The sequence below is a fragment of the Collinsella aerofaciens genome (genome assembly GCF_039752955.1).
Lineage (GTDB): Bacteria > Actinomycetota > Coriobacteriia > Coriobacteriales > Coriobacteriaceae > Collinsella > Collinsella aerofaciens_BI.
In genome coordinates this window covers 1-10,348 of record NZ_JBDMHB010000056.1, presented here as the reverse complement: position 1 = coordinate 10,348, position 10,348 = coordinate 1, and the positions used below count along the sequence as shown (strand labels likewise).

Here is a 10,348-nt window from a genome sequence, read left to right as displayed (position 1 = left end):
GGCCCGTTCGTCTAGCGGTTTAGGACGCCGCCCTCTCAAGGCGGAGATCACCAGTTCGAATCTGGTACGGGCTACCACGCATTTGATACCCGGACTTCCCATGGAAGGCCGGGTTTTTTATTTTCAAACAACCGTCTGCAATTCCCGTTTGAACCAGAGCTTTGCGTTCTGTCTATGGTCCTTGCGGGTACAATATCCAAGATATTTTGACTGTTAGAAGGAGTCTCATGACGGAGTCCTCTCAGCATACGTCTAAGCCCCAGGTCGAGGTTGAGGCCTCGGGCGGAGATGACAATAAGAGCGCACGCCGCGGCGCCATCTTTATCGGCGTCGTGCTGGTGGGTTATATCGTCTATCTGGTGGTAACCGGGCAGATGGGGCAGTTCTGGGCCGCAATGTCGAGCGTCCAGGCGCCATGGCTCGTTGTCGCGTGTCTTTGCATGTTCATGTATCTGTTCTTTGGCATTGTGGCCTATGCGATCGCTGTCTGGCTCGACCCATATTCACCCGTCGGCATCCGCGACCTGATTTCGGTCGAGGCGAGCGGCATCTTCTTTGGCAACCTGACGCCCATGATGATGGGCTCCACCCCGGCTCAGATCTATCGCCTGACCAAGGCCGGCCAAAACGTGGGCGAGGCTGGCGCCACGCAGTTCACGCGCTTTATCGTGTATCAGTTTGGCCTCGTTGCCTGGGGCGCTATCCTACTGCTTGCTCGCATGCCGTTTTTTGCCGAGCGCTATGGCGACATGACGCTGCTGTGTGTCTTTAGCTTTGGTGGGCACTGCTGCATCTTGCTGGGCATCTTCGCCGTCGCGCTCATGCCTAAGACCGTCACGCGCGTCGCCCATTGCATCATTAATTGGCTCGAGCGCATAGGCGTCTCGGCCACTAAGATCGAGGGATGGCACACGTTTGTCGATGGCGAGATCTACTCCTTCTCCGAGAAGTTCAAGCTTTCGGCCGGACATTTTTCTTCCATGCTGCTCACGGTGGTCATCACCATGCTGCAGCTCGCGTTTTTCTATCTGGTGCCGTATTTCCTGATGCTTGCCTTTGGCCACCACGAGGTCGACTTTTTCTCGGTCATGGCCGCGAGCGCCTTTGTCCAGCTGCTGAGCTCTGCGGTTCCCTTGCCCGGTGGAACTGGTGGCGCTGAGGGCGGCTTTGCATTGTTCTTGGGTCATTTCTTTGGGTCGGCTTCGACCGCCGGCTATCTGCTGTGGCGCCTCATTACGTTTATTGCGCCGACCATTTTGGCTGCGCCCCTGCTGGGACTTAAGAGCGCCCACAACGAGAGCATCCATGCGCGCTGGGATCGTGTGATGCGCAAGCTCGGCCGCACGCCTCAGACGCCCTCTGCGCCCACTATGCCGCACCCCACGAATGCTGTTACCGTTGATCCCAAGAAGCGCGCTCAGAAGGCTTCTGGGACCGCTAAGCCGGCTCATAAAGCCTATGTGCGCCAGACAGGCGATGGTATTCGCGTATCTCCGTCGGCACTCAATAAGAAGAAGCATACCAAGTCGCAGTAGGGCAGTCGTGCGTTCTTCATGATGCGGGGCATATTTGTGCTGTATGGGGGATAATCCTCTTACGTAGATTATCTCTCATCTGTTGATGAATGCTTGCATATCGAAGGGACACGCCCATGGCAACCAGCAAACCGCGTCTTGATCGCCGCATCGTTCGCAGCCGTAATGCCATCCTTTCGGCTTTCGAGCGCCTGCTCATGGAAAAGCCGCTGGCAGACATTACGGTGAGTGCCATCGCGCGCGAGGCCAATGTCGACCGCAAGACCTTTTACGTTCACTTTGGTACGGTTGACGGCCTGCTCGATGCCATTGCCGTCGATGTGGTGGAGATGATTGTCGACTCGGTCGAGAAAACGCTTGCTTCTATGGACGGTGACACCAGCGAGCGCGCTCTTGGCGCGGCGGCGACCTTCTTTAAAACCGTTAATGAGGCACTGTGCAACAACTTAGTGCTCAATCGTCAGCTGATCGAGATTATTCCGCTCGATGATTTCATGGCTCGTCTTCGTGCGCCGCTCGAACATGAGATTGCCGAGCGCGATCTGCTGCCCCAAGGTCTCAAGGACGAGATGTTCGACTACTATCTGGCGTTTTTGCTGTCGGGTATTATCGGTATCTATCGCACGTGGGCGCTGTCTGACGGCTCGGTTCCTATCGAGCGCGTCTCTGAGGTCGCCAACGATCTGACTCTCAATGGTCTGTCGAGTCTGGAATCTCGCTTGGATTAGGCCTAGTTGGGCTCGTCGGCGTGGAAATTCCTGTTCCTGAGGTTCTCCGGCGCCTTGGAGACCTTGCCGGCGTAGGAGCTGTAGCCTGAGGATCCTTAAAAGAAAGTCCAGTTTATCCTTCCCACTCCAATTTTGGAATCCTCCGATGCGCCTTCGCACGCTCGCATGACCTCGATACCATGCGAGCGTGCAAACTCGACGAGCTCTGCGTTGCGGGCGTTTATGGTGCCGAAGGCGGCGGGGCACACGATAAGGCGCGCGCAGTGGACGAGGAGCTCTTTGGCGCGGGCTATGGTTTTATCCCCGATCGGCTCGAAGGCGCGCTCGGCCACGCATTCCGTCGCCAGGTCGCGCGCGAGCTCGCAGTCGATGTCCCCTTCGTGCAGAATGCCCGCGTAGAACGCCTTGCCCTGCCGGATGAGCTGGCGAAACACAGCTGACCCCGTACCTGCGCCGGCGATGACGAACGTGTGCGCATCGCCGTGTGAGCGCCCAATTTCCACGCTGCCGAAGCGCTCGTTGAAGGTGGCATGTTGAAGGCCGTAGAGCTCGCCAATCGTCTCGCGCGTGAATATGTCCTCGGGTGCGCCGGCGCGGAAGACCCGGCCGTCCTTCACGCAAATCACCTTGTCGGCGCTTTTCTGCGCGAGCTCGAGTTCGTGGATGGACATGATGACAGCCACATTCCGCGATTTCGCAAGGTGGCGAAGTATTCGTAGCAGGTCGATCTGGTAGCGGATATCGAGATACGACGTGGGCTCGTCGAGAACGAGCACACGCGGATCCTGCGCGATGGCGCGCGCGAGCATGACGCGCTGGCGTTGCCCGTCGCTTATCTGCATGAAGTCGCGCTCGGCGAGCTCTTCCACATGTGCGGTTTTCATGGCCTCATCGACCCGACTATGGTCGTCGGGCGAGAGTGTGCCCATTCGCCCGGTGTAGGGATGCCTTCCCGCCTCTACGATATCGCGGCAGGTGAGGAGCTCGGTCCGGGGGCGATCTGTCAGCATAACGGCAAGGTTCCTTGCGAACTCCGCCGTCTTCCATCGGGAAATCTCCCGCCCGTCGAGCTCGACCGCGCCGGCAAGCGGTGCCAGATGGCGTGTGATGGTTTTCAAGATGGTCGACTTGCCAGAGCCGTTCGGCCCGATGAGCGCCACGACGTCGCCCGCGCGAACCTCCAGATCGACGCCTTCGACTACGACCTTCTTGTCGTAGCCCGCCGACAGGTCACTTATGCGGAAAAGCGGCGCTCCGTCAGCCTGCGTTTCGACCGGGGTTTCGAGGTTCGACTCCGCTCGGAGCGTTTTGGGCCGCGGCACAAATTTCCCCATCTACCTCACCCGCTTCTTCAACATGAGCGCGATAACCACCGGCGCGCCGAAGATGGCGGTGACGGCGCTGATGGAAAGCTCGACGGGGGAGAACAGCGTGCGCGCGATTAAATCGCAGCCCGCGCAGAAGATGGCGCCTCCCAAGAAGCACGCAGGAATCACGCGGATGGGCTTCGACGACTTTAGCGCCGACTTAACGAGATGCGGAACCGCGATGCCTACGAACGACACCGGACCAGCGAACGCGGTCACGCAGGCGGAGAGCATGCTCGCTAGAAGGACGAGCACCACGCGGAAGCATGAGACGTTCACGCCGACGCTTTTCGCGTAGGCTTCTCCCAGCTGGAAGGCGGAAAGGGGCTTCGATATCGCGAATACGCATGCGCTCACGGTGATCACCACGACCGCGATGACCGCGACGTCGTCCCAGCTCGAACCCGAGAAGCTACCCAAGGACCAGTTGTGCAGGTTCACGATGGACTGGTCGTCGGCGAAGGCGATGAGGAAGTTCGTCGCCGCCGAGCAGATGTATCCCACCATGACGCCCGCCACGATGAGCATGGCCATAGAGCTTATGCGCCGTGCTATGAGGAGCACGAAGCCGATGGTGATAAGCGAGCCCAGAAATGCTGCGGCCACCATGGCCGGCGAGGACATGGCCTGGTTCGCGCCCAGAAGCACGATCATCGTAAGCGCGACGACGAACTTTGCGCCCGAGGAGACGCCCAAGATGAACGGGTCGGCGATGGGGTTGTTGAAAAACGTCTGCAGCAGGAACCCGGAGAGCGAAAGTGCCCCGCCGAGAAGCACGGCTGAAAGCACGCGCGGCAGACGAATCTCCCAGATGATCTGGATTTCCATGGAATTGGCCGCGCCTCCCGAAAGGATGCCGGGGATGTGGTCTGCGGGCACGAGCACGCTCCCGATGCACAGGTTGGCCCCGACGAGCACGATGAGGGCAACAGCGAGCAGCGCAGTCACGACGCGACACCGCGCGGCGCGCCCCGATTCGTCGTATGTCATGGAAAGCCGGCTTCTCATGGCGCTAGCCGAGCTTCCTCAGATAATGGAAGTTGCTCGCGTCATCGCCGGTGAACGCCCCGTGCAGCTCGTCGATAATGTCGGCGGTGGAAGTCATCTGCTGGTACACGTCGGCGCTTGTGACCCAGACGTTGCCGTTCTTCACGGCTTTGAACTGCGACAATAGCGCGTTTTTGCCTACGAAGTCGTTCAAGGTGGTAACCGATTCGTCGATGGTGCCGTTGTAGACGATAATGTCGGCATCCTTCGCCGTCGCGTAGAAGCGCTCCATTTCGAGCGTTACTGACGAACCTGACGTCGACGCCGTCTGCGCGTCATCGAGCGCGTAGTTGCCGCCTGCAAGCTCGATCATCTGCGCCACGTAGTCGCCCGCCCGCCGCGTGACGGCGGCCCCGTTCGAGTTAATGTAGAAATACGCCACGGTTTTACCTGACGACGCGAGCCTCGACGTTTGCTCGACGCGGGCCTTCTGCTCGTTGAACAGGTGCGCGGCCTCGTCTTCCTTGTCGAACAGGACGCCGAAAAGCTTAATCCACTCGACGCGCCCGAGTGCTTCGGGCTCGCTCGACGACTGTTCGGTGAGCACGACGAGCCCGAGCTTCTGCAGCTTTTCCTTCACATCGGGCGTGTGGTTGATCATGGTGTTCTCGATGGCGAGCGTGCAGCCCGAGGCCGATATTCGCTCGTAGTCGGGCGCGCTGTACTTGCCGCCGTAGGCGATCGCCCCACTTTCGAGTGCGCTTTTGAAGCCCGCGACCGAGCAATCGTCGGCCTTCGTGCCCGACATGAGGATGTTGTCGTTCGCATCGAGCGCGTCGACCAGGCACATCGTCGCCGACGACACGAGGTACACCTTGTTGGCGGGACGCCTTATGACCGCGATGTCGGAGCTCAACCCATCAGGTACCTTCGCATCTTGCGGTACCACGAGGAAGCGCTCCCCGTTCGAAATGCAGATAAGCCGCAGGCCGCCTTCGTACTCGTCGACAGTGAAGTGCTCGGCGTATTCAAGCTGAAGCGCCCCCGTCGGCTCCCAGCCGCAGCCCAAATCGGCGTTGTGGAAGTCGGCCGCGGCGCTTGAAGCCGTTCCCGCAGGGGAGCCGCCGCTTGCATCGTCGCCCGATTTCTCCTTCATGGTGGATGAGTCGAAGTGGAGCGTGTAGTCGATGGTGTGCGGCGTCGACATGGCGACGGTCTCGGCCGACACGGCGATGTCCTCGTCGAGCGTGACGGGTATCTCGAACGTGGAGTTGCCGCCGTCGTTTACGGGCGCGTAGTCCACGCCGTTGACGGTCATTTTGTCGTAGTTCGAACTCGACCAGGTGATGGTCGCGGTGTAGGTGTCGCCATCCTTCACAATTGTGGTGGGTGAGGCGATGCTTGCGCGCCCTGACCCGCCGGAGAGCGAGACGCTCACAGTGTATTCCTGAGAGCCTGCCGTGCCACCGGTCGCGTTCGGGCTCGCACTGCACCCCGCGAAGGGAAGCGCGAACAGGGCGACGAGAACGCAGGCGATCGCGCGCACCGCGATGCTGCGACGCTTCCTGCTTTCCCCCTTGGGAAGAATCGACCGCATGGCGTTACTTCAGTGCGTCGGCGCGCAGATCGACGCCGGCGGATTCGAACACGAGCGTGCGGTCGTACCACTGCTCTTTTCTAATACTCCACGCGGCGCAGGCGGTGTCCTCGTCGAGCGCTTCAACGGGCACGTCGTAGGTGTACTTGCCTTCCGCGTTTTCCACATAGGGGATGAAGTCGGCCTCGCTCGCGGCGGCAGCCTCGTCGCCCGTGCCCATGAAGAGCTTGCCGTAGCCCGTGCCGGAAAGCGTCATCACGCAGTGCATGGAGCCGTTTTCCACGATGAGCTGGGCGTCCACAATCCTGAACATGTTCGAGCTGGAATCTACGGTGATCGGATAGGTGCCGTCGGCCACCTTGTCGGCGGTGATGGGGGCAGCGCTTGCGCCCTCGGGCGCATCGGCCGCCTGTTCGGTCTTTTCCTGGGAATCGGCATCGCTTGCCTTTGCGCTGTCGATTGAATTTCCGCCGCAGCCGGCGAGCGAGAACGCGAAAAGCGCCGCTGACAGGGCGAAGGCGAGGGTTTTCTTCAACATGGAGGGGGTTCCTTTCAATCGCTTCGACCGTCCGCGCCGTGCGGTGGGCGGGCGGGATGCGAATGCAACGGGCATGCGCCGTCAGTCGGGGAAGGCGCATGCCCGTTGCACGGGGACGCGACCGGCGCCCCCGTGCGCGGCGAGTTTACAGCTTGGCGATGGCGTCGTCCACGTGCGCGACGTAGATGTCGTCGACCGCGACGTTCTGTCCCAGACCCTGGAGCAGGCACGTCACTTCGAAGCCGGCGGCCACGAACTTCGCAGCCCAGCTGTCGGGGTCGGTCTCGTCTGCCATGTCGTTGTTCGCGTGGTCGCCCGCGACCACCATGAACGGCGCGAGCACGGCCTTCTTGTAGCCTGCGGCGCTCGCGGCGGCGATAACATCCTCGCAGGTCGGTTCAGCCTCGACGGTGCCGACGAAGAACTGCGTCAAGCCCTCGTTCTTAAACACTTCCTGCATCTTGGCATAGTCGGCGTTGGAATCGGCTTCGGTGCCGTGGCCCATGAGGCACAGCGCCGTCTTGCCGTCGTCGAAGGACGCCATGTTCTCCTTAATGGCTGCGGCCACCTTCTTGTAGTCGTCGTCGGAGGTGAGCAGCGGGTCGCCGAGCGAGATTTTGTCGAACTTGTCGGCGTACTTGTCGAGCTCGTCTTTCACGTCGGTGTATTCCAGGCCACCCATGAGATGCGTCGGCTGCACGACGATTTCCTTCACGCCGTCTTCCACGCAGCGGTCGAGCGCCTCGGTCATGTTGTCGATCGTGATGCCGTCGCGCTTCTTCAGCTTGTCGATGATGATCTGCGCGGTGAAGGCGCGGCGGATGTCGTAGTCCTGCCAGTACTTCTCGCGGATAGCGTCTTCGATGGCGCCGATGGTGATGTGGCGCGAGTCGTTGTAGCTCGTGCCGAAGCTCGTGACGAGGATGACCGGCTTCACGGCCTTCTCCTTTTCACTCGATTTCTCGGAACTCGCGGAGGTGTTGGAGCAGCCCGCGAGCGCGACTCCGGCGAGAGCGACGGCTCCGGTTGCTGCGGCGCCCATGAAGCCGCGGCGTGACATCTGGTCGGACATGGTTTTTCCTTTCATCGGTTTGCCGGTCCCCCGGCGACAGTTGCTTGTCGGCACAAGCGAAAGAAAAGCGCACCCCTCGGGGTTCACAAGGAGCTAACGCCACGGCGATGCCGTGAGGAAAAGGCGAAGCAGTCTGGCTTGGGGCGCGAGGCGGTTCGCCCGCGCGTCCTATACAGTAATGTCCCTTGCCCAGGATTCCCACCTGGTTCCCTCCGCAAGCCAGCGCGGGCTGTGCGGGCGCCGCGCCGGTCATTTCCTTTTATCCGATTGTCATATGCTCGTTGCCGAATCTTTTACTATGATAGTGGGCACTTGTGAACGTGTCAAAGCCAGGGCGGGCGGCATTGCGCCTCCTGCCTGCGTATTTGCGCCGATTGCCGCCGCAGGCGCCGTGTTTTGCCCGCTGTGCGAATGGCGGCGTAAACGGTTGCGATGAGAAACGGGAAGGGAAGGCTCGGATGATTCATATCGTTGGCGCAGGCTCGGGCGCCGCCGACCTTATCACGCTGCGCGGGGCGCGCCTTCTGCGCGCAGCCGACGTGGTCGTTTGGGCGGGAAGCCTTGTGAACCCCGAGCTGCTCGCTGAGTGCAAGGAATCCTGCATCGTCTACGACAGCGCGCACATGACCTTGGAGGAAGTGCTCGACGTGATGTGCGCGGCAGATGCGCGGGGCGAGGACGTGGTGCGCCTGCACACGGGCGACCCGTGCCTGTACGGCGCCATCCAGGAGCAGATGGACGCGCTCGACGCGCGCGGCGTGGACTACGAGGTGGTGCCCGGCGTGTCGAGCTTTTGCGGTGCCGCGGCGGCGCTTCGCCAGGAATACACGCTGCCGGGAATCAGCCAGTCGGTCGTGATCACGCGGCTTTCCGGACGTACCCCCATGCCCGCGGGCGAGGGCATGCGCACCATGGCGGAAAGTGGCTCGACTATGGTCATCTTCCTGAGCTCGGGTATGCTCGCCGAGCTTTCCGCCGAGCTTTTGGCCGCGGGCCGCAGCTCCGACGAGCCGGCCGCGCTCGTGTACAAGGCGACCTGGCCTGAGGAGCGCGTGGTGCGATGCACAGTGGGCACGCTCGCCGATGCGGGCGCGCGAGAGGGCATCGACCGCACGGCGCTCGTGGTGGTGGGCCGCGTGCTCGGAGCTCGCGGCGGGTTTTCGCACAACGGCGCGCAAGCAGAGTCGTACGAGCGCAGCAAGCTTTACGACCCTTCGTTTGCCACGGGGTATCGGAAGGCGAGCAGCTAGCGTGGCCTTCGAGCACTACATATATACCGGGACGACCCGCCTGCGCTGCGGCTACACCACGGGGAGCTGCGCCGCGCTCGCGGCGAAGGCGGCCTGCGAGATGCTTTTGTCACGAAAGCCCGTCGGCCGCGTGTCGATCGTCACCCCCGGCGGGCTGCCCGTCGAGGCGAACGTGGTCGACGCATGCATCGGCGAGGGGTGCGCCCAGTGCGCCGTGCGAAAGGACGCAGGCGACGATGCCGATGTGACCGACGGCGTGCTCGTGTACGCGCGCGTGGAACATGCGGGGTCGGGCACGGGTGCTGCGGGCAGCAAGGACGTGCCCGCGCACGAATCGGAAGTTTCCGTCGATGGCGGCGTGGGCGTGGGGCGCGTGACGTTGCCCGGGCTCGAGCAGCCGGTGGGGGCGGCCGCCATCAACGCGACGCCGCGCGCGATGATCACTTCGGCGGTGCGCGAGGTGTGCGCCGCGCACGGCTTTTCTGGAAATATTGCTGTGACGATTTCGGTTCCCGAGGGTGTTTCCCTTGCCGAAAAGACCTTCAACCCGCACCTGGGGATAAAAGACGGCATCTCCATCCTGGGCACGACGGGCATCGTCGAGCCGCGCAGCCTCGCTGCCTTGCGCGACAGCATCGAGCTCGAGATCCGGCAGCATGCGGCTATGGGGCGGCGCGGAGTCGTGCTCACGCCCGGCAACTACGGCGGGCAGTTCATCTCGGGGCATTTCCACTTAAACGGTGCGCCGGTGGTCTTCATCTCCAACTTTGTGGGCGATGCGATTGATTGCTGCGTTCGCGAGGGATTTACCAATGTCCTTCTTGTGGGACACATCGGCAAGCTGGTGAAGGTCGCGGGCGGCATCATGGACACCCATTCGCGTACCGCCGACTGCCGCGCGGAGATTCTGGCCGCCCACGCGGCCTTGGCCGGCGCGGGCGCGAAGACCGTGCGCGAGATCATGTCGTCGGTCACGACCACGGCGGCGCTCGAGGTAATCGAGGCCGCCGGCGTGGGGGACGCTGCGCGTGCCTCGCTCGCTGCGGCAATCGAGGACAGGTTGCGCCGCCGCGCGGCGGGCGCATGCGACATCGCCGCGGTCGTGTTCGACGCCGAGCGCCGCGAGCTTTTCCGCACGTCGGGCGCCGATGCAGTTATCGGGGAATTGGGGGCGACGTATGAGTAAAGGCGTGCTGTGCGGGGTGCGCCGCGCAATCGGCTGGCCGGGGACGAAGGTGGTCATGAAGGCGCGCCGCTCGCTTGCGGATACGAAG

General features: G+C 62.1%; 9 protein-coding genes and 1 tRNA gene. 5 read left to right on the top strand and 5 right to left on the bottom strand.

Annotated features, from left to right (window positions below):
- The 3 genes from ABHR75_RS09210 to ABHR75_RS09200 all read left to right on the top strand — a co-directional run bounded on the left by ABHR75_RS09210 (position 1) and on the right by ABHR75_RS09200 (position 2,263).
- Positions 1 to 77 (top strand) — tRNA-Glu (locus ABHR75_RS09210).
- A 150-nt stretch (positions 78 to 227) separates the two neighbouring features.
- On the top strand, positions 228 to 1,535 hold the full coding sequence (locus ABHR75_RS09205) for a lysylphosphatidylglycerol synthase transmembrane domain-containing protein (RefSeq protein ID WP_346964162.1): 1,308 nt from the start codon (positions 228 to 230) through the stop codon (positions 1,533 to 1,535).
- A gap of 116 nt (positions 1,536 to 1,651) precedes the next feature.
- Positions 1,652 to 2,263, top strand: a complete 612-nt coding sequence (locus ABHR75_RS09200) for a TetR/AcrR family transcriptional regulator (protein ID WP_346964161.1) — start codon at positions 1,652 to 1,654, stop codon at positions 2,261 to 2,263.
- Positions 2,264 to 2,358: 95 nt separating this feature from the next.
- On the opposite strand, the gene ABHR75_RS09195 is transcribed toward ABHR75_RS09200, so the two are convergent.
- The 5 genes from ABHR75_RS09195 to ABHR75_RS09175 form a co-directional block, all read right to left on the bottom strand.
- Positions 2,359 to 3,597: an ABC transporter ATP-binding protein gene (locus ABHR75_RS09195; protein WP_346964160.1), complete on the bottom strand. Its 1,239-nt coding sequence runs from the start codon at positions 3,595 to 3,597 to the stop codon at positions 2,359 to 2,361.
- Positions 3,598 to 4,620 carry a FecCD family ABC transporter permease gene (locus tag ABHR75_RS09190; protein WP_055309484.1) on the bottom strand — a complete coding sequence of 341 codons (1,023 nt, stop codon included), beginning with the start codon at positions 4,618 to 4,620 and terminating at the stop codon, positions 3,598 to 3,600. It abuts the gene before it with no gap.
- 22 nt (positions 4,621 to 4,642) lie between these two features.
- A complete protein-coding gene (locus tag ABHR75_RS09185; RefSeq protein WP_346964159.1) occupies positions 4,643 to 6,214 on the bottom strand; it encodes an ABC transporter substrate-binding protein in 1,572 nt (523 codons plus the stop codon).
- A 4-nt stretch (positions 6,215 to 6,218) separates the two neighbouring features.
- Complete coding sequence (locus tag ABHR75_RS09180) at positions 6,219 to 6,752, bottom strand: hypothetical protein (RefSeq protein WP_035138217.1); 534 nt, start codon at positions 6,750 to 6,752, stop codon at positions 6,219 to 6,221.
- A gap of 145 nt (positions 6,753 to 6,897) precedes the next feature.
- The gene (locus tag ABHR75_RS09175) at positions 6,898 to 7,824 is read right to left on the bottom strand and encodes a sirohydrochlorin cobaltochelatase (protein WP_196026065.1); all 927 of its coding nucleotides are present in this window, start codon (positions 7,822 to 7,824) and stop codon (positions 6,898 to 6,900) included.
- A gap of 458 nt (positions 7,825 to 8,282) precedes the next feature.
- On the opposite strand from ABHR75_RS09175, the gene cobM reads away from it, so the two are divergent.
- Together cobM and cbiD are read left to right on the top strand one after the other, a co-directional pair.
- Complete coding sequence (cobM, locus tag ABHR75_RS09170) at positions 8,283 to 9,074, top strand: precorrin-4 C(11)-methyltransferase (RefSeq protein ID WP_055286466.1); 792 nt, start codon at positions 8,283 to 8,285, stop codon at positions 9,072 to 9,074.
- A 1-nt stretch (position 9,075) separates the two neighbouring features.
- The gene (gene cbiD, locus ABHR75_RS09165) at positions 9,076 to 10,260 is read left to right on the top strand and encodes a cobalt-precorrin-5B (C(1))-methyltransferase CbiD (protein ID WP_346964163.1); all 1,185 of its coding nucleotides are present in this window, start codon (positions 9,076 to 9,078) and stop codon (positions 10,258 to 10,260) included.
- Positions 10,261 to 10,348: the final 88 nt, after the last annotated feature.

Bases quoted from the DNA above. Each gene is read 5' to 3' on its own strand.
- ABHR75_RS09205 (WP_346964162.1), top strand. From the start codon at position 228: ATGACGGAGTCCTCTCAGCATACGTCTAAGCCCCAGGTCGAGGTTGAG.
- ABHR75_RS09200 (WP_346964161.1), top strand. From the start codon at position 1,652: ATGGCAACCAGCAAACCGCGTCTTGATCGCCGCATCGTTCGCAGCCGT.
- ABHR75_RS09195 (WP_346964160.1), bottom strand. From the start codon at position 3,597: ATGGGGAAATTTGTGCCGCGGCCCAAAACGCTCCGAGCGGAGTCGAAC.
- ABHR75_RS09190 (WP_055309484.1), bottom strand. From the start codon at position 4,620: ATGACATACGACGAATCGGGGCGCGCCGCGCGGTGTCGCGTCGTGACT.
- ABHR75_RS09185 (WP_346964159.1), bottom strand. From the start codon at position 6,214: ATGCGGTCGATTCTTCCCAAGGGGGAAAGCAGGAAGCGTCGCAGCATC.
- ABHR75_RS09180 (WP_035138217.1), bottom strand. From the start codon at position 6,752: ATGTTGAAGAAAACCCTCGCCTTCGCCCTGTCAGCGGCGCTTTTCGCG.
- ABHR75_RS09175 (WP_196026065.1), bottom strand. From the start codon at position 7,824: ATGTCCGACCAGATGTCACGCCGCGGCTTCATGGGCGCCGCAGCAACC.
- cobM (WP_055286466.1), top strand. From the start codon at position 8,283: ATGATTCATATCGTTGGCGCAGGCTCGGGCGCCGCCGACCTTATCACG.